Source organism: Arthrobacter sp. zg-Y1171, from assembly GCF_025244845.1.
Classification (GTDB): Bacteria; Actinomycetota; Actinomycetes; order Actinomycetales; family Micrococcaceae; genus Arthrobacter_B.
Map to the genome: position 1 here is coordinate 2834672 of NZ_CP104264.1, position 17999 is coordinate 2852670.

15 protein-coding genes are annotated in these 17999 nt (G+C 66.3%); 3 read left to right on the forward strand and 12 right to left on the reverse strand.

The window, feature by feature from the left end; all coding sequences use genetic code 11:
• Positions 1 to 26: 26 nt before the first annotated feature.
• Entirely contained in the window at positions 27 to 839 is an 813-nt protein-coding gene (locus N2L00_RS13310) for an HAD family phosphatase (RefSeq protein WP_255765032.1), read from the forward strand.
• A gap of 136 nt (positions 840 to 975) precedes the next feature.
• Here N2L00_RS13310 and N2L00_RS13315 read toward each other — a convergent pair whose 3' ends face one another.
• The 5 genes from N2L00_RS13315 to N2L00_RS13335 all read right to left on the reverse strand — a co-directional run bounded on the left by N2L00_RS13315 (position 976) and on the right by N2L00_RS13335 (position 4875).
• Positions 976 to 1074 (reverse strand): 30S ribosomal protein bS22, encoded by a 99-nt coding sequence (locus tag N2L00_RS13315; RefSeq protein WP_003792170.1) that lies wholly within the window; start codon positions 1072 to 1074, stop codon positions 976 to 978.
• A gap of 209 nt (positions 1075 to 1283) precedes the next feature.
• The gene (locus N2L00_RS13320) at positions 1284 to 1496 is read right to left on the reverse strand and encodes a helix-turn-helix domain-containing protein (RefSeq protein WP_227919077.1); all 213 of its coding nucleotides are present in this window, start codon (positions 1494 to 1496) and stop codon (positions 1284 to 1286) included.
• Between the two features lie 197 nt (positions 1497 to 1693).
• On the reverse strand, positions 1694 to 3034 hold the full coding sequence (gene gdhA, locus N2L00_RS13325; protein ID WP_255862557.1) for an NADP-specific glutamate dehydrogenase: 1341 nt from the start codon (positions 3032 to 3034) through the stop codon (positions 1694 to 1696).
• Positions 3035 to 3137: 103 nt separating this feature from the next.
• The gene (locus tag N2L00_RS13330; protein WP_255862556.1) at positions 3138 to 3617 is read right to left on the reverse strand and encodes a helix-turn-helix transcriptional regulator; all 480 of its coding nucleotides are present in this window, start codon (positions 3615 to 3617) and stop codon (positions 3138 to 3140) included.
• A 49-nt stretch (positions 3618 to 3666) separates the two neighbouring features.
• Positions 3667 to 4875 (reverse strand): acetoin utilization protein AcuC, encoded by a 1209-nt coding sequence (locus N2L00_RS13335; RefSeq protein ID WP_255862555.1) that lies wholly within the window; start codon positions 4873 to 4875, stop codon positions 3667 to 3669.
• Between the two features lie 110 nt (positions 4876 to 4985).
• Here N2L00_RS13335 and N2L00_RS13340 point away from each other — a divergent pair, with 110 nt between their 5' ends.
• Positions 4986 to 6395, forward strand: coding sequence for a TrkH family potassium uptake protein (locus N2L00_RS13340; protein WP_255765036.1), 1410 nt, complete (start codon positions 4986 to 4988; stop codon positions 6393 to 6395).
• A complete protein-coding gene (locus N2L00_RS13345) occupies positions 6388 to 7056 on the forward strand; it encodes a TrkA family potassium uptake protein (protein ID WP_227919084.1) in 669 nt (222 codons plus the stop codon). The genes N2L00_RS13340 and N2L00_RS13345 overlap by 8 nt, the downstream gene beginning before the upstream one ends.
• A gap of 631 nt (positions 7057 to 7687) precedes the next feature.
• Here N2L00_RS13345 and proC read toward each other — a convergent pair.
• The 7 genes from proC to N2L00_RS13380 all read right to left on the reverse strand — a co-directional run bounded on the left by proC (position 7688) and on the right by N2L00_RS13380 (position 17963).
• Positions 7688 to 8533 carry a pyrroline-5-carboxylate reductase gene (gene proC / locus N2L00_RS13350; RefSeq protein ID WP_255862554.1) on the reverse strand — a complete coding sequence of 282 codons (846 nt, stop codon included), beginning with the start codon at positions 8531 to 8533 and terminating at the stop codon, positions 7688 to 7690.
• A 59-nt stretch (positions 8534 to 8592) separates the two neighbouring features.
• Positions 8593 to 9426: a sugar phosphate isomerase/epimerase gene (locus N2L00_RS13355; RefSeq protein WP_255765038.1), complete on the reverse strand. Its 834-nt coding sequence runs from the start codon at positions 9424 to 9426 to the stop codon at positions 8593 to 8595.
• Between the two features lie 2 nt (positions 9427 to 9428).
• The gene (locus N2L00_RS13360; RefSeq protein ID WP_255862553.1) at positions 9429 to 10451 is read right to left on the reverse strand and encodes a Ppx/GppA phosphatase family protein; all 1023 of its coding nucleotides are present in this window, start codon (positions 10449 to 10451) and stop codon (positions 9429 to 9431) included.
• Positions 10452 to 10476: 25 nt separating this feature from the next.
• The gene (gene topA, locus N2L00_RS13365; RefSeq protein WP_255862552.1) at positions 10477 to 13212 is read right to left on the reverse strand and encodes a type I DNA topoisomerase; all 2736 of its coding nucleotides are present in this window, start codon (positions 13210 to 13212) and stop codon (positions 10477 to 10479) included.
• A gap of 166 nt (positions 13213 to 13378) precedes the next feature.
• Complete coding sequence (locus N2L00_RS13370; protein WP_255862551.1) at positions 13379 to 14998, reverse strand: methyltransferase; 1620 nt, start codon at positions 14996 to 14998, stop codon at positions 13379 to 13381.
• Between the two features lie 98 nt (positions 14999 to 15096).
• The gene (locus N2L00_RS13375) at positions 15097 to 16911 is read right to left on the reverse strand and encodes an FAD-dependent oxidoreductase (RefSeq protein WP_255862550.1); all 1815 of its coding nucleotides are present in this window, start codon (positions 16909 to 16911) and stop codon (positions 15097 to 15099) included.
• A 158-nt stretch (positions 16912 to 17069) separates the two neighbouring features.
• Entirely contained in the window at positions 17070 to 17963 is an 894-nt protein-coding gene (locus N2L00_RS13380; protein WP_255765043.1) for a rhodanese-related sulfurtransferase, read from the reverse strand.
• Between the last annotated feature and the right edge of the window lie 36 nt (positions 17964 to 17999).

Consider the following 17999-nt stretch of genomic DNA (forward strand, 5'->3'; position numbering starts at 1 on the left):
GGCCGGGTTTTGCGTAGACTCGGACCATGCCCCGAGCCACTGTAGTCCGAGCCACCGGAACCACAGACGCGGTGGGCAAACCTGGCGAAGCGGCCTTTTTCGACGTCGACAATACGCTCATGCGCGGTGCCAGCCTGTTCCATGTAGGCCGGAAGATGTACCAGCGGAAAGTCTTCACCATCCGTGAAGCAGCCGGCTTCGCGAGCAAGCAGCTGAGGTTCATGCTGCAGGGTGAAAACCTCAAGGACGTCCACTCGGTCCGCGACGCAGCCTTGGCCTTCGCGACCGGCCTCTCTTCGGAGGACGTGCGCACGCTGGGCGAAGAGGTCTACGACGAGATGATTGTCTCCAAGATCTGGCCCGGCACCCGGGCGCTGACCCAGCAGCATATGAAGTCCGGCAGGCCGGTTTGGCTGGTCACCGGAACGCCCATCGAAGTTGCTTCGGTCATCGCGAGCCGGCTCGATCTCACCGGCGCCCTCGGCACAGTCAGCGAGGTCGCCGACGGCATGTACACCGGGCGCCTGGTGGGTGAGTTCCTGCATGGGCCGGCCAAGGCTGCCGGTGTCCGGGCGCTGGCCGAGAAGGAAGGCCTGGATCTGCAAAGCTGCTGGGCGTACAGCGATTCCTACAACGACGTTCCGCTGCTGAGTCTGGTGGGCCATCCGGTGGCGATCAATCCGGACGCGCGCCTGCGCCGTCATGCCCGTGAGCGCAACTGGCCCGTGTACGACTTCCGTTCAGGCCGCAGGGCGGCAACACTGGGCCTGAAGTCCGCAACCGTTGCCGGGGCTGCCTACGGGCTGTGGCGGGGGTTCTCCTGGGTGCGGGCCCGCTGACAGCCCGGCAGAGCTAGCCGCCCGGCTGCTTAAAAACCGGAGCCCGCCTATCCCTGGGGACTGGCGGGCTCTGCCTTAGCGGACCCGGCACTGCACATGCAGCGGGGGCCAGCTGACAACGGTCGCTAAGAAGGATCTACTTCTTATTACGACGCTGGTGGCGGGTCTTGCGAAGCAGCTTGCGGTGCTTCTTCTTGGCCATACGCTTGCGGCGCTTCTTGATTACTGAACCCACAGAGTCCTCACAAACTTATTAGGAGTCACCGATTCCCTTCCCCTGTTGCCGTGGGCACAGGGGCTGGTTGCCGGTAGTTACTGGCTTTCGATTAAAACGTTCCTTAACAGGGTACAGCTTCGGGGCTGTGGAATTTGCCAGCCCGGAACAGCAGCCGGGAACGGTCCACTCCGTCGCTGTTATCTGAAGACGGATACCCGGGGCAGGGCTTAGGCAGTGTCTGTACGCCGGTCAATAACGGCGTCGCGGAGCACCTTCTGGACGGCCGATTCCGGCACACGGTAGGACCGGCCGAAACGGACGGCCGGCAGCTCGCCGGAATGGACCAGCCGGTACACAGTCATCTTGGAGACCCGCATGACGTCGGCAACTTCCGATACCGTCAGAAACCGCACATCCGAGAAGTTTCCCTCGTCTGCCATTTAGTCCCGTTCCTTTGCTCATTGCCGCCGCTCCCGACAGCAAGCCATGTGGAGCACCTGCGGCTGAAGGATATCGCGTCACCGGCCTGTTGCGACGTGCGTCACTGATGGCCCCGTATGGTCCCTACTGTAGTGGCAGGAGTAACCATAGTGGAAGTTCTTTCCGCGGCCGCGGGGCCCGGGCAGTGCAAGCCGGTCTAGATCACGCCCTGGGCCAGCATCGCATCGGCTACCTTCACGAAGCCGCTGATGTTGGCGCCCACCACGTAGTCGCCGGGGGAACCGTATTCCTCCGCAGTCCGGGCGCACCGCTCGTGGATGTTGACCATGATCTCGCTGAGCCGGCGTTCCGTATGCTCGAAGGACCAGGAGTCCCGGCTCGCGTTCTGCTGCATCTCCAGCGCGGAGGTGGCGACGCCGCCCGCGTTGGCCGCCTTACCCGGGCCGAACAGCACCCCGGCGGCCTGGAAGGCGCTGATGGCGGCCGGAGTGCACGGCATGTTCGCACCCTCGGCCACGGCCCGGACCCCGGACTTGATCAATGCCAGCGCGTCCGCTTCGTCCAGTTCGTTCTGGGTGGCGCAGGGCAGGGCGACGCCGGCTCCCGCGTTCCAGATGGAACCCTCCGTCACGTAGTTCACGGAGTGTCCGCGGCGCTCGGCATATTCCGAGATCCGGCCCCGCTCCGTTTCCTTGATCTGCCGCAGCAACGGAACGTCAATGCCCTTTTCATCAACTATGTAGCCCGCGGAATCCGAGCAGGCCACCACCGTGGCGCCGAGCATCTGGGCCTTGTCTATGGCGTTGATGGCCACATTGCCGGAGCCGGAGACAATCACCCGCTGCCCGTCCAGGCTCATGCCCTTGGTTTTGAGCATCTCCTCGACAAACATCACCGCGCCGTAGCCGGTGGCCTCGGGACGGACCAGGGATCCGCCCCAGCTCACGCCCTTCCCGGTGAGGACGCCCGATTCGTAGCGGTTCGTGATGCGTTTGTACTGTCCGAAGAGGTAACCGATCTCGCGGCCGCCAACGCCGATGTCACCGGCCGGAACGTCCGTGTACTCGCCGATGTGCCGGTACAGCTCGGTCATGAAGGACTGGCAGAAGCGCATCACTTCAGCGTCGGATTTGCCCCGCGGGTCGAAGTCCGAGCCGCCCTTGCCGCCGCCGATCGGCATGCCGGTGAGAGCGTTCTTGAAGATCTGTTCGAAACCGAGGAACTTGATGATGCCCAGGTACACGGAGGGATGGAACCGGAGTCCGCCCTTGTACGGGCCGAGGGCAGAGTTGAATTCCACCCGGAAGCCCCGGTTAATCTGCACCTGGCCCTTGTCGTCTACCCAGGGCACCCGGAAGATGATCTGCCTTTCGGGCTCGCAGATCCGCTGCAGGATCGCGGCCTCGGCAAATTCGGGATGCTTGCGCAGCACTGGGGCGAGGGAGTCGAAGACTTCCACGACGGCTTGGTGAAACTCGGTTTCCCCGGGATTGCGGCGGAAGACGTCGTCGCGTACGCGCGTCAGTACACGTTCCATGTGCTGCTCCTTAGAGATTTGATTCCCCGGTTAGGACTACGCTAGCCCCGCGGATGCCGGGGATGCGATGCAAGTCGGGCCAAAGTGCCTGCGGGCCGCGTCCCTAGGGCCGGCGGCGGCGGAATTTCGGGAACTGGCCGAACAGGTCGGCGGCCCGCTCTGCGGCCCGCCCCACCGTGCGGCCGAGGTTCTGCACGCCGGCGTCCACCGGCAGCGAGCGGGTCTCTGCGGCGCCGGGCACCAGCGCACCGGCCGCTGCGGCAGCAGCGGTGGCGGGTTTGGGGCTTGCAGAAACGGATGCCAGGCGGGACTCCGTGAGTGACGCGAGGTCAAAGGCCCGCAGCCACAGGACCAGTTCCTCGAGCGGGGCAGTTTCCAGCGAGTAGTACCGGCGCTGGCCTTCGGCCCGCATGGAGACGAGTCCGGCTTCGCGCAGCACTTTCAGGTGCTTGGAGACCGTGGGCTGGCTGACCTCGAGTTCCTCCACCAGTGCCCCTACGGACTTGTCGCCGGTACGCAGGGCGCCCAGGATTTCACGCCGCGTACCTTCCGCGATTACTGCAAACACATCGTCAAAGACCATGGCATTTACCCTAGCGGATATGGGACCGGGAGCATCCCCGAGGAACCGCCTAGTCGAACCAAGGATCCAGCCCGTGCAGCGGGAACAGTTCCTTGCGGGTGGCCATCACGGTCCGGTCGATCTCGTCATTCGGGTCGTAGCCCACTTCCCAGGAACGCCACCAGATATCGGCCCCGTCACCCAGCGTCTCGCCCGTCTTCACGCCGTGCTTCTCCAGCACGTAGTCGCGCCAGGCCGGGGGCAGCGGGGTGGCGGGACGCACCCGACCGTTGGCAGCCACCGACATCAGCAACGCCCAGGACCGCGGCACCACGGAGGCAACGTTGTAGCCGCCTCCGCCGGTGGCAATCCAGCGTCCTTCGCACAGGCGGCCGGCCAGGTCGCTGATGGTCAGGGCGGCCTGCCGCTGGGCCTCCACGCTGACCCGGAGGCTGGTCATGGGATCATCCGTGTGGCTGTCGCAGCCGTGCTGGCTGACAATCACTTCCGGGGCGAAGGCCTCAGTCAGCTGGGGTACCACTGCGTGGAAGGCCCGCAGCCAGCCGGCGTCGGTGGTACGCGCCGGTACGGCAATGTTGACCGCGGTTCCTTCGGCTGCCTTGCCGCCGGTTTCGTTGGCGAATCCCGTCCCCGGGAACAGGGTCAGTCCGCTTTCATGCAGCGAGATGGTCATAACGCGCGGATCGTCCCAGAAAATGTTCTGCGTGCCGTCACCGTGGTGGGCGTCGACGTCGATGTACACCACCCGCTGCACGCCGTTGGCTAGGAGCCGCGCGACGGCGGCCGCGGCGTCGTTATAGACGCAGAATCCGGACGCTTTTTCATAGCCGGCATGATGCATGCCGCCGGCGAAGTTGACCGCGTGCGTCACCTCGCCGGAGAGGATGGCATCCGCAGCGGCCAGGGAACCGCCGACCAGCCGGGCGCTGGCTTCGTGCATGCCGGCGAAGACCGGCGTGTCCTCGGTGCCCAGTCCCAGCAGGGTGTTGCAGTTCGCGGGGTCGGCTCCGGCTGCCTGCACGGCGCTGATGTAGTCGAAGCCGTGGACGGTCAGCAGGTCGGCCGCCGAGGCGACGTACGGCTCGGCCATGGAGACGCCTTCGAGGTCGAAAAGTCCCAGTTCACGGGCCAGCCGGGCCGTCAGGTCCAGGCGCGCCGGGCTCATCGGATGGCCTGCGCCGAAATCGTAAGCCAGCATGGATTCATCCCAGACAATGCACGTCGGCATAATGGGAAGGCTTAGCCCGGAACTGATCATGCAGACAGGCTACGTGATGCGGGCGCTACTCTGATATTGGTGTCCGCGCCCATCTGCCGGATAAGTGCTACTACTGAGCGGAACCACCGCGGAAAAGAACTGGACCACCCATGGCAATCCCACGGCAATCCCTGCTGGAGAAAGAGCAGCACAGCGGTCCCGCCATCGTTGCCGGGATCCGTGAGTTTGTGGGCGGGCTGGTCACCGGCCGGCCCGCGCGGCTGGCGCTTATCGTGTTCAGCCTGGTCATCCTGCTCTTCACCGCCCTGCTGAGCCTGCCTGCCGCTTCCAGCAGCGGAGAATCCGCGCCGCTGCACGACGCCTTCTTTACCGCGGTCTCGGCCGTCTGCGTCACCGGCCTCACCGTGGTCTCCACCGCCACCTACTGGTCCACCTTCGGACAGGTGCTGATCCTGATCGCGATCCAGGTAGGCGGGCTGGGCATCCTGACCCTGGCCTCGCTGCTGGCGCTGGCCGTGAACAAGCGGCTCGGCGTCCGCGGCAAGCTCATGGCCCAGGAAGGCATGAACACGGGCCGGCTCGGCGAAGTGGGCCACCTGCTGCGCATCGTCTTCAGCACCGCCGTCGTCATTGAACTGGCCCTGGCCCTGATCATGGCGCCGCGGTTCATGATCCTGGGTGAATCCCCCGGCCAGGCAATCTGGCATGCGGTCTTCTATTCCATTTCCGCGTTCAACAACGCCGGTTTCACCCCGCACTCCGACGGCCTGGTGCCGTACGAAGAAGATCTGTGGATCCTCATTCCGCTGATGCTCGGTGTATTTATCGGCTCGCTGGGCTTTCCGGTCATCATGGTCCTGCTGCAGACCCGTGCCCGGGTCAGCAAATGGAACCTGCACACCAAGCTGACCGTGCTGGTGTCCTCCATCCTGCTGGTGGCCGGCGCGATAATCTGGGGCGCCTTTGAATGGTTCAACACCAGCACCATCGGGGACCTGTCCCTGGGGGACAAGATCATCCACTCGATCTTCGCCTCGGTGATGACCCGGTCCGGCGGCTTCAACCTGGTCTCCATGACGGACTTGGACTCCAGCACCCTGCTCCTTACCGACATGCTGATGTTCGCCGGCGGCGGTTCCGCCTCCACGGCAGGCGGCATCAAGGTCACCACCATAGCCGTCCTGTTCCTGGCCGTGGTGGCCGAGGCCCGGGGCGACGCCGACGTCCGGGCCTTTGGCCGCACCATCCCGCAGGGCGCCATGCGGGTTGCTATCTCGGTGACCATCCTGGGCGCCACCCTGGTGGCGGTGGCCACGTCGGCCTTGCTGGTCATCACGAATGAGTCCCTGGAGCCGGTCCTCTTCGAGGTTATTTCCGCCTTCGCCACGGTGGGGCTGAGTACCGGCCTCAGCGAAGCCCTGCCGCCGTCCGGGAAGTACGTCCTGTCGATGCTTATGTTCGCCGGACGCGTCGGCACCATCACCCTTGCCGCGGCACTCGCCGTGCGCCACCGCAGCACCCTCTACCACTACCCCGAAGAAAGGCCGATCATTGGCTGACAGACCTCCCCACAACGCACCGGTCCTGGTCATCGGACTCGGCCGCTTCGGTGCCGCCACCGCCGAGCAGCTGGTCCGCCAGGGCCGCGAGGTGTTGGCCGTGGAACGCGATCCGGCGCTCGTCCAGAAGGCGTCCGGCCTGCTGACGCACGTGGTCCAGGCCGACGCGACCAACATCGAGGCACTCAAACAACTGGGCGCCGAGGACTTCTCCGCCGCCGTCGTGGGCGTGGGAACCTCGATCGAGTCCAGCGTGCTGATCACCGTAAACCTGGTGGACCTGGGCATTGAGCACCTGTGGGTCAAGGCCATCACGCCGGCGCACGGCAAGATCCTCACCCGCATCGGGGCGAACCACGTGATCTACCCGGAGGCCGACGCCGGACGGCGGGCCGCGCACCTGGTGGGCGGCCGCATGCTGGACTTCATCGAGTTCGATGACGGTTTCGCAATCGTGAAGATGTACCCGCCGAAGGAGACGCAGGGATTCACCCTCGGCGAGTCCAATGTACGGGCGAAGTACGGCGTCACCGTGGTCGGCGTGAAATCCCCCGGTGAGGACTTCACCTACGCGCAGCCCGATACCAAGGTCTCCAGCCGCGACACCCTGATCGTGTCCGGGCACGTGGATCTGCTGGAACGGTTTGCGGCCCGGCCGTAGGTCGGTTTTCCGGTAGCCCGCCGGCCGGCTTCAGGCGTGGCTCCGGCGGCGGGGAACCTGTGGGTCGCCGCCAGGCGTGGCTCCGGCGGCAACGAAATTCCTCGCTCGCAGAGCTCGCTTGGAATATTAAAGCCGCCTCCGCCACGCCTTCCGGCGGTTCGCACCTGCACGCACCCCGCCTGTAGAGCTAGACAGATCTGCGCGGTGCGTTGCCTCGTGATTTCCGATGCCCGGGCCGCTGCCGCACGGGCACCGGACTCGTTGATGCGCGCAGTCGCCGAGGCAAAGGCGGCAGAAGGAATCGCAACAGCCCGCACAGCCGACAGCGCCGGTGATGCCTGTCGACCCGAACGCAAACCCTGCGGTTTGTCCAAAGCCCTGCGGTTTGTGCACTTCCCTCCGCCGCGCGGCGCAGGGATTGTCACAAACCGCAGGGAACCCGACAAACCGAGGGGATCCTGGGCGCAGTGCTGGAGATGGCAGCGTTACCGTCCGGCCGTAGGGCCTGGCGGAGGCGGCTTTAATATTCCGAGCGAGCTCTGCGAGCGTAGGAATTTCGTTGCCGCCGGAGCCAGGCCCGAAGGCCGGCGCAGCCGGCCCAGCCACAGGCCCAGCCGACCAGCCACCAGCCCTAAGCAGTCAGCTGCTTCGTAATTTCTTCGGCCCGAGCCGCTGCCGCACGGGCACCGGCCTCGATCACGCCGGGCAGGTTCAGCTCGTCGAAGGTCCGGATGGCCGCTTCCGTGGTGCCCTTGGGGCTGGTGACGGCTCGACGCAGGGCCGGAGCATCGGCGTCGGGCTCGGCCAGCATGTACCCGGCACCGGCCACCGTTTCGCGTGCCAGCAGGGCCGAGAGATCCGGGTCCAGGCCGAGCTCGACGCCGGCCCGGGCCATGGCCTCGGCCAGGTAGAACGCGTAGGCGGGACCGGAACCGCTGACGGCGGAAACGGCGTCGACTTGTTCTTCGGGCACCTCCACCACGGTGCCGGTGGCGGACAGCACGCGGCGGGCCAGGTCCATCGCGTCGGGGCCCGCGGAACGGCCGGCGGAAATGGACGTGACGCCGCGGCCGAGGCTGGACGGGGTGTTGGGCATCGCACGGATGACGGACTGGCCTTCCGGCAGCAGCGACTCCATCAGGGCCAGCGGCACGGCGGCAGCCACGCTGAGGACGACGGCGCCGCGGGGCAGGTCCGCAGCGATTTCGCGCAGCAGGTCAGCCACGCCCACGGGCTTGACGCCCACAATGACGAGGTCGGCTTCGGCGACGGCTTTCCGGTTCGCGTCCGGATCCTCGCTGCCTGCAAGGACGGTGATGCCGTGGGCCGTGCGAAGCTCTTCAGCCCGTTCGGCGCGGCGGACGGTGGCGGTTACCTGCTCGGCGGCAAGGCCTCCGGCGAGGATTCCGCCGAGGATGGCTTCGTTCATCGAGCCGCAGCCAAGGAATGTCAGTCGGGGATTCTGTGCGCTTTCCATGACTTCGATTCTGTCATGCCGCTAATACGCCGGTTCGGACCGGCAAAGCCCGCCGGCTATTAGGCGTCGTGTCCGGCCAGGACGGCTTTGGGCCGGAGGTGTTCCCGCGCGAACTCCAGGGTCTGCTTCAACTGTTCCTCGCGCTCCCCCGCTCCCCGCGCCTTTCGGGTGCTGACCTCCACGGCCACCACGCCGTCGAAACCGCCGTCGGCCAGGTAGGACAACGCCTCGGCGCACCGCTGCGTACCCTCGCCGGGCAGCAGATGCTCATCCTTGCCGTTGGGAGTTCCATCCGTCAGATGGACGTGCCGGAGCCGATCCCCGAGTTTGCGGATCTGCTCAAAGGAGTCCATACCGGCAATGGCAGCGTGGGAAAAGTCCCAGGTGACGTTTTCATACGGCTCGGGGATCGGGTTCCAGTGCGGCAGGTACGCTTTGGCCTCGCGCCCCCGGACCCGCCACGGATACATGTTCTCCACGGCGATGGTGACGCCGTATTGTTCGGCGATGTCCTTCACGCCTTCGGCGAAGTTCTCCGCGTAACCCGTCTGCCACCGGAACGGAGGGTGCGCCACCACGGTGGCAGCACCTACTTCCGCGGCCATCGCCGCGGACAGTTCGATCTTTGTCCAAGCGGCACCCCAGACCTGCTGCGTCAGGAGCAGGGTGGGAGCGTGGATGGCCAGGATCGGCTGCCGGTACTGCTCGCTCAGCTCCCTGAGGGAGTCCGGGTCCTGGCTGACCTGGCTGTTGGTGACCATGATTTCGACACCGTCGTAGCCCAGGTCATGAGCCACCGCGAAGGTGTCATGTACGGACAGCGGGTACACGGAAGCGCTGGACAGCGCCACCGGAATAGCGGCGCGTCCGGGCTGCGGGAGGGACGTCGGCATGTTCAGCTTGGCTTTCCATTGGACGAAGGACCCGCCCCTGCAGCCACGAGGAATTCCTCCCCTTCGGCGGGGCCGCGGGGCAGGTCGCCGGTTGTTTCAAAACGAAGCGTGTCGAATCGGCGCAGGATCAAGCCCTCGCGCAGCGCCCAGGGGCAGATCTTCAGGGACTGCACGTCGAAGGCTTCCATGGCGGCCTGCGCCACCAGCGCTCCGGCGAGCATCTGCGGTGCGCGCAGCGCGGACACACCGTCCAGTCCGGCACGGTCCCGGGCGCTCAGGGCGCCCAGCCGCTTGGTCCAGAGGGACAGGTCCTCCAACGTGAGCATGCGGGGCACAAACGGTCCGGCGGCCGACGGCGCGGCGCCGGCAATGCGCGCCAGCGACCGGAAGGTCTTGGACGTTCCGGCGACGAGGTCCGGGCGGCCGAAGGCGCTGAACTCCTCAGCCGCTTCCCCGACCATGCCGCGGATGTATTTGCGCAGCTTTTTGATGCTCTTGGGCGAGGGCGGATCCTCGGGAAGCCAGTCCCGGGTCAGCCGTCCGGCACCGAGCGGCAGGGACCGGGCGATTTCCGGAAGCTCGTCCTGGCCCAGTGCCATTTCGAAGGAACCTCCGCCGATATCCAGGTCCAGGATGGAACCGGCACCCCAGCCGTACCAGCGGCGGACGGCGAGGAAAGTCATCGCCGCTTCGTCTCCGCCGGAGAGTTCCTCCAGCTGCACCGGAGTCTCCCGCTGCACCCGGGCCAGGACCTCGGCGCCGTTGGCCGATTCCCGGATGGCGGAGGTGGAGAAGGCCAGCAGATCCTGCGCGCCGTGCCGGCGGGCGAAGTTCCAGGCCTCGTTGACGAACCCGATCAGTTCGTCCTGCCCGGCCTCGCTTATCGCGCCGTCGGCGTCCAGATAGGACACCAGCTGCAGCGGGCGCTTGTGCGAGGCGAAGGAGACGGGACGCGCACCGGGATGGGCGTCCACCAGCAGGAGGTGGACGGTGTTGGACCCGATGTCGAGAACGCCTAGGCGCATGATTCCATTATCGCTCTACCGGCCCCTACTTCTTCGCCGGGGCTTTCCGAGGCGCCGCGCGCTTCTTCACGGGTTTCTTCGCCGGGCCCTTCTCGCGCTTCTCCGCCAGCAGCTCAATGGCCTGCTCCCGGGTCAGCTCTTCGATGGCCGTGGAGCGGGGCACCGTGATGTTGGTGATGCCGTCCGTGATGTAGGGACCGAAGCGGCCGTCCTTCACCACAATCGGCTTTTCCGACACGGGGTCGGCACCGAATTCAGCCAGCGGTGCCGCAGCCTGCCGGCCGCCGCGCTGCTTGGGCTGCGAATAGATCTCCAGCGCCTGCTCGAGCGTGATCGTGAAGATCTCCTCTTCGGAACCGATCGACCGTGAATCCGTGCCCTTCTTCAGGTACGGACCGAACCGGCCGTTCTGCACCGTGATCTCGTTGCCCTCGGCGTCGGTGCCCAGGACGCGCGGCAGCTTCATCAGCTTCAGCGCCTCGTCCAGGGTCACCGTTTCCACGCTCATGGACTTGAAGAGCGAACCGGTGCGCGGCTTGACCTTCACCGGCTTCTTCGGCGGCTTGGGCTTGCCGTTCTTGTAGTACTCCACCGGCTGGTTCGCCAGGTCCTCTTCGGTGGGTTCCGGGATCAGCTCGATCACGTACGGGCCGTAGCGGCCGTTGCGGGCCACGATGGTCCGGCCCGTCTCCGGATCGGTGCCCAGCACGCGCTCTTCGGGAGCGGCGGTCTCCATCAGTTCCACGGCCTTTTCGGCGGTGAGTTCGTCAGGGGCCAGGTCCTCGGGAACGTTCGCCCGCTCGGGCTCGGTCCCTTCGGGGGCGTCTGCGGGCAGCGGACGCTCCAGGTAGGGGCCGAACTTGCCCACGCGCAGCACAATGCCGTCGGCAATCTCGATCGAGTTGATCGCCTTCGCATCGATTTCGCCGAGGTCGTTCACGATGGTGTGCAGGCCGGTCTGCACACGGTCGCCGTAGTAGAACTGGTTCAGCCACTCCACACGGCCGGCTTCGCCGCGGGAGATACGGTCCAGGTCCTCTTCGAGCTCCGCGGTGAAGTCGTAGTCGACGTAATCCGTGAAGTGTTCCTCCAGCAGGCGGACCACGGAGAACGCGATCCAGCTCGGCACGAGGGCCTGGCCGCGGCTGGTCACATAGCCGCGGTCCATGATCGTGGAGATGGTGGCGGCGTACGTGGAGGGGCGGCCGATGCCGAGTTCTTCGAGCATCTTCACCAGCGACGCTTCAGTGAAACGCGGCGGCGGGGAGGTCTCGTGGCCGCCGGCAGCGATGTCTGCAGCGGTCAGGGTGTCCTGGGCCTTCAGCACCGGCAGGCGGGCGCCTTCGGTGCCCTCGGCCTCGTCGTCGTCGCGGACGGCGTCGCGGCCCTCTTCATAGGCAGCCATGAAGCCGCGGAAGGTGATGACCGTCCCGGAAGCCGAGAACTCGGCGTCGCGCCCGTCAGCGGACACTGCACCGATGCGCACGGATGCCGTGGAACCCTTGGCGTCGGCCATCTGGGAGGCGACGGTACGCTTCCAGATCAGCTCGTAGAGCCGGAACTCGTCGCCGCGCAGCGAGGAGGCCACCTGCGCCGGAGTGCGGAAGGAGTCACCGGCGGGGCGGATGGCCTCGTGCGCTTCCTGGGCGTTCTTGGACTTGCCCTTGTAGACGCGCCGGGCTTCGGGCACGTACTCGGGGCCGTAAAGCTCCGAGGCCTGGCGGCGGGCGGCGTTAATGGCCTGGTCCGACAGCGCCGGAGAGTCCGTACGCATATAGGTGATGTAACCGTTTTCGTACAGCCGCTGGGCCACCTGCATGGTCACCCGCGAGGAGAAGCGCAGCTTGCGGCCGGCTTCCTGCTGCAGGGTGGAGGTGGTGAACGGCGCGGCCGGACGGCGGGTGTACGGCTTGGTGTCGACGGAACGGACGCTGAACACGGCCGATTCCAGGCCGGCGGCAAGCGACACGGCTGCTGCTTCGTCCAGGTGCACGGCAGTCTTGGACTTCAGCTCACCGCGGTCGGTGAAGTCCTTGCCGGTGGCTACGCGGGAGCCGTCGACGGAAACCAGGCGGGCCTTGAATTTCTCGGCCGCCTCCGTAGCGAAGGTTCCCACAAGGTCCCAGTACGACGCCGCGCGGAACGCCATGCGCTCCCGCTCGCGTTCGACCACGAGCCGGGTGGCGACGGACTGCACGCGTCCGGCGGACAGGCCGCGGGCAACCTTGCGCCACAGCACCGGGGAAATCTCGTAGCCGTAGAGCCGGTCAAGGATACGGCGGGTTTCCTGGGCATCCACCATGGCGACGTCGACGTCGCGCATTTCCAGCAGGGCGCGCTGGATGGCTTCCTTGGTGATTTCGGGGAAGGTCAGGCGGTGCACCGGGACCTTGGGCTTGAGCACCTGGAGCAGGTGCCAGGCAATGGCTTCACCTTCGCGGTCACCGTCAGTTGCGAGGTAGAGTTCGTCGGCGTCCTTGAGGGCTGCCTTGAGCTCGGCGACCTTCTTTTTCTTGTCCGCGGAGACCACGTAATACGGCTCGAAGTCATTGTCGAGGTCCACGGCAAACTTGCCGACACCCGTCTTCTTCAACTCGGCGGGCAGGTCGGAGGGCTGCGGAAGGTCACGGATATGACCCATCGACGCCGTCACCTCGAAGCCTTCGCCGAGGTATCCGGCGATGGTCTTGCCCTTGGCCGGAGACTCGACAATTACAAGCTTCTTCTTGCCGGTCTTCTTGTCCGTTGCCTTAACTGGCACTGTTCTCCTACGTAACGGGGTGGTTCAAATAAGTTCGGGGCGCGTCGTTCCGGCGCTTTGGTGCATCGGCAGTCCGGTACATCCACAGACAGTATGCGCGATGCCCCAGCACTAGGGTAACCGGAAAGCACCGCAGGCATGATCTGCACCGGGACAGGCGCAGTGCCTACCAGCGGTCCGGAACGAGGAACCCGTCCAAGACCAGATTACGCACTTCCGCGATCAGGTTTTCGCCAAACTCAGGTTCCGGGCGGTCCAGCAGGGCGGCGAGGGCTGAGACTATCTGTCCCACGGAGAGCTCGCCGTCGCAGGCTGACACGAACCCGGTGAGCTCCGTACTCATGAGGTTGGTCCGCCGCAGTCCCGCGCCCTGACGGAGCAGAATCACCCCGGGATGCTCGGCTCCGGGGCGCTGATGGCGTTCCTCCGTCACGTCGTCGGCAACCAGCAGGTGCACGGTCTCCAGCTTGGTGCGGCTGCTGACCCAGTCGAACCGGCGTACGGCGGCATCCAGGTGCGGGCCCACGGGCTGTTCGATGGGATGGGTGATTTCCTCGAACCTGCGCAACGGTTCGGCGCCGGGCTTCCGGCGCCGGCGCAGCCAAAGTGAGCCGAACCCCACAGTGCCGACATTCCGGGAAGCGAAATCCGCCAGGTAACCGGCGTACGCCGCAGCGTATTCCTCGCGTTCGCGGCCCTGCGCGGCGTCGCGGAGCCACATTTCGGCGTACTCCGTCGGGGTGAGGGTTTCACGCTGGATAACCCAGGCGTCTGTCCCGTCCGGAAGCCATTCCTCGAGCCGGGCGGACCATTCCTCGCCCCGGCCGGCCGGGATCTCCCAGTTGCCCAGCATCTGGGCGGTGCCGCCCGGACGCAGGACCTCCTCGAGGCCGGCCACCAGGGCCGCGACGATGCCGTCACCGGCCAGGCCGCCGTCGCGGTAGGTGTACCTCTCATCGTCGCCGCCGCCGGTGCGCGGAGTGATGACGAACGGCGGGTTGGAGACCACCAGATCAAACTTTTCGCCGGCAACGGGCTCCAGCAGGCTGCCGAGCCGGAGGGTGAACCGCTCCTCGGGCTGGTCCGGATCGATGTCCAGCTGGGGGGCGTTGAGCAGCAGGTTGAACCGGGCGAAGCCGAGGGCTCGCTCGGAAATGTCGGTTGCCGTGACGTGGTCCGCGTGCCGGAGCAGATGGAAGGCCTGGATCCCGCATCCGGTGCCCAGATCCAGGGCACGTCCCACCGGCGCGCGTACGGTGAGCTGGGCCAGGCTCAGGGAGGCCTGCCCGATGCCGAGGACGTGGTCGCGGCGCAGCACGCCGGGCCGCTGGTGGCTGCCCAGGTCGCTGGCCACCCAGAGGTCACCGTCGGGATTCCCGGCGGAACCGGAGCCGCCGTCGTCGGTGCCGTAGGGGCGCAGGTCCACTGCTGCCCGGAATGTGCCGAAGATGCGTCCGCGTTCAATGAGTCCGAGTTCCAGCAGGCCTTCGGTGCCGGTGCGCGGGAACGCGCTGTCCAGTTCGGCCCGCTCAGCCGTTTCCCCCAACAGCCAAAGCTGGATGGGAACCGCCACTCGACGGGGAGAAGCCGCTTCCGCTTCCGCACGGCAGGCCAGCAGGGCCGGAACCAGCTGGTCCCGCTGCAGGGCCGCCGAGGCGGCCTCGCCTAGGAACCCGGCCACACCGTTTACGGTGTATCCGGCCTCCTCCAGATCGGCGGCGAGCGCCTTGAGGAGCCAGGTGTCGCGGCTCAGGGGTGCTGAAGGAACGGAAGAGAAATCAATCACATCCCCCAGTCTAGGGCCGCGCTATCGGCGGTCCGTGCAATCGGCGGACGGGCACCTCCTTCGCATCCGGATGCCCGTCCGCCCTGCCGGAGAGCCCTCTACCCGGCCGTGCCCTGCACTCCGGCCGCCGACGCCGGTGTTGCTGCCGGTGCTGCCGGTGCTGCCGGTGTTGCCTCCGCCGGTGCTGACTCAAATACCGCCGGTGTTGCCTCCGCCGGGTCCACAGCGGAGAGCCCGTGGGCCGCCGCGTGCCGGGCAGCACGGTAACCGAAGACCACGGCCGGTGCGATGGTTGCCCCGGCCCCTGGATAGGTCCGGCCCATGACGGACGCGGTGGTGTTTCCCGCGGCATACAGGCCGGGAATGACGCTGCCGTCCTCGCGGAGCACCCGCGCATCGGCGTCCGTCACCAGTCCGCCCTTGGTGCCCAGGTCTCCGGGGTACAGGCGCACGGCGGAAAACGGCGCCTTCTCCAGCGGACCCAGGTTCGGGTTCGGCTTCACCCGTGGATCGCTGTAGTAGTTGTCATAGACGGTGTCACCGCGATGGAAATCTTCGTCGACGCCGGTCCGCGCGAAGCCGTTGAACCGTTCCACAGTGGCCTGCAGGGCGGCCGGCGGCACACCCATCTTCTCCGCCAGCCCCTCCACCGTGTCGTCCCGAAGCAGCAGTCCCTGCCGCGTCCAGTCCTTGCGCCCGATCAGCAGGGCGTTGAACAGGTAGCGGCGGGCGTGCCGGGCCTCGAACACCAGCCAGGCGGGATCGCCCGGTACTTTTCTGTTGTTCTCGAGCATGTGGTGGCCGAAATCCACGTAGGATTCGGACTCGTTCAGGAACCGCTTGCCCGCAGCGTCCACCACCAGGGAGAACGGCATGGACCGCTCGGCAAGGGTGAAGGTGACCTTTCCCTTGGGCCCGACGGCGGTCGGCCCCCACCAGGCATCGTCCATGAGCGCCAGAGCGCCGCCCCGGGAGGCCACAATGTCGATGGCCTGTCCGAGGTCGCCTTCCGGCGCCGAGGAGTATTCCTTCTCCAGGCCCTGGTACTTTTCCCGCCATTCGGCGTTTCGTGCAAAGCCGCCGGCGCCCAGCACCACGCCGCGCCGTGCCCGAATCCGGACGTCCCGTCCCTGACGGCGGACGACGGCGCCCAGCACCGCGCCGTCGTCGTCCTGGACCAGGTCCGTCAGCGGTGCCGAGAGCCAGACCGGCGTCTGCTGGTTACGCACGATGTACATCAGCGAGGAGGACAGGGCTCCGCCCAGGCCGTACAGCCGTTTGCCCCGGACCAGGCCCCCGAGGGTGCGGAAAACGAAGCGGGCACCGCGGATGAACCCGCTCGGCGTAGACCAGGCCCTGGAGAGCTCCCAGACGTCGTCGGTGGCCAGCGGCGCGGGGATGCCCGATGCCGCCGGACGGGACTGCTTGAACCACGGCCCCAGCAGTTTCGTGTCGAAGGCCTTCACCTCGAGGGAACGTCCGACCATGCCGCCGGGCCGGTCCGGGTAGTAGTCCGGGTAGTCCTTGGAGCGCATCCACTGCACCCCGAGACCGCCCAGGAACGTCACGACCTCGGGCACGGTGCGCAGGAACGCGAGTTTTCGTTCGCGCGAGGAGGCCGGACCGACGTCGGCAATCACCTCTTCCATATAGGTGAGCGCGTTCTCCTGGCTGTCCTGCACCCCTGCCTCTTTCATCAGGGGGTTGTTGGGCATCCAGAGACCGCCGCCGGAAATGGAGGTGGTGCCGCCCCAGAGCTTGGTGCTTTCCACGACCAGGACATCCAGTCCTTCGTCCGCTGCGGTGATGGCCGCTGTCAGCGCGGCTGCGCCCGATCCCACCACCAGGACATCGACTATCCGGTCCCATTCATTTGTCTTCTTTGCGGCGTCTGCCGTGTCAACCGTTTCCATATTCCCCCGCCTTTGGGCTGCGCCCGAATCCGGGGTGCCCGGCAGACGCCGGTTCCGCTCAGGCCTGTTCCGGGCGCCAGCGCCCGTGCCGCGATGCTAACAACGGCGGGTGGGGAAGTATATAGGCAGTTAGCCGCAGCCTAAGTAAGTTTGGGGCGTTACCCGTCGCAGCCGTCGGGGCAGCGGAGCGTGGCGGGGTCCGAGGCGCAGTCCGCGCAGTACAGGGTCAGCTTGCGGCAGGACGGGTTGGAGCAGTTCTCGAACTTGCTCGTGGGGGCCTGGCAACGCACGCACTGGCCGATGGTCACGGCGTCGTCCGTGAATTCGGTGTGCATCCGCTTGTCAAAGACGTAGAGCGAGCCTTCCCAGAGGCCCTTGTCGCCGTAGGTTTCCCCGTATCGGACAATGCCGCCCTTCATCTGATAGACCTCGGAGAACCCGCGGTTCACCATCAGGCTGGAGAGCACCTCGCAGCGGATGCCTCCGGTGCAGTAGGTGACTACCGGCTTGTCCTTGAGGTCGTCGTACTTGCCCGATTCCAGTTCGGCGATGAAGTCATGCGTGGTGGACACGTCGGGCACCACGGCGCCCTTGAACTTTCCGATCTGCGCTTCGAAGGCGTTGCGTCCGTCGAAAAAGACCACTTCCTCGCCGGCCTTTTCCTTCTCTTCGACCAGCTGGTGGAGTTCTTCCGGGCGCAGGTGCGTGCCGCCGCCGACCACGCCGTTTTCGTCCACCTTCAATTCGCCCGGTGCGCCGAAACTCACTATCTCGTTGCGCACCTTCACGCTCAGGCGCGGGAAATCCTCCGCGGAGCCCTCGGAGTACTTGATGTCCATCTTCTTGAAGGCGGGGTATTCCCGGGTGGCCTTGACGTAGGCCTTGACGGCGTCCAGCTCTCCTCCGACGGTGCCGTTGATGCCGTCCTGCGAGATCAGGATGCGCCCGCGCAGGCCCAGTTTTTCACAGAGCGCGCGCTGCCAGAGGCGGATTGCCTCCGGATCGGGAAGAGGAGTGAAAGCGTAATACAGTGCGATTCGGTTCAGTGCCACAAGACAAGGGTAGACCGAGGCAGGCATGCGCATTTC

What these genes read in the sequence shown, in the direction of transcription:
- N2L00_RS13310 (WP_255765032.1), top strand. Translation starts at nt 27, where the DNA reads ATGCCCCGAGCCACTGTAGTCCGAGCCACCGGAACCACAGACGCGGTG.
- N2L00_RS13320 (WP_227919077.1), bottom strand. Translation starts at nt 1,496, where the DNA reads ATGGCAGACGAGGGAAACTTCTCGGATGTGCGGTTTCTGACGGTATCG.
- gdhA (WP_255862557.1), bottom strand. Translation starts at nt 3,034, where the DNA reads ATGGAACGTGTACTGACGCGCGTACGCGACGACGTCTTCCGCCGCAAT.
- N2L00_RS13330 (WP_255862556.1), bottom strand. Translation starts at nt 3,617, where the DNA reads ATGGTCTTTGACGATGTGTTTGCAGTAATCGCGGAAGGTACGCGGCGT.
- N2L00_RS13335 (WP_255862555.1), bottom strand. Translation starts at nt 4,875, where the DNA reads ATGATCAGTTCCGGGCTAAGCCTTCCCATTATGCCGACGTGCATTGTC.
- N2L00_RS13340 (WP_255765036.1), top strand. Translation starts at nt 4,986, where the DNA reads ATGGCAATCCCACGGCAATCCCTGCTGGAGAAAGAGCAGCACAGCGGT.
- proC (WP_255862554.1), bottom strand. Translation starts at nt 8,533, where the DNA reads ATGGAAAGCGCACAGAATCCCCGACTGACATTCCTTGGCTGCGGCTCG.
- N2L00_RS13355 (WP_255765038.1), bottom strand. Translation starts at nt 9,426, where the DNA reads ATGCCGACGTCCCTCCCGCAGCCCGGACGCGCCGCTATTCCGGTGGCG.
- N2L00_RS13360 (WP_255862553.1), bottom strand. Translation starts at nt 10,451, where the DNA reads ATGCGCCTAGGCGTTCTCGACATCGGGTCCAACACCGTCCACCTCCTG.
- N2L00_RS13375 (WP_255862550.1), bottom strand. Translation starts at nt 16,911, where the DNA reads ATGGAAACGGTTGACACGGCAGACGCCGCAAAGAAGACAAATGAATGG.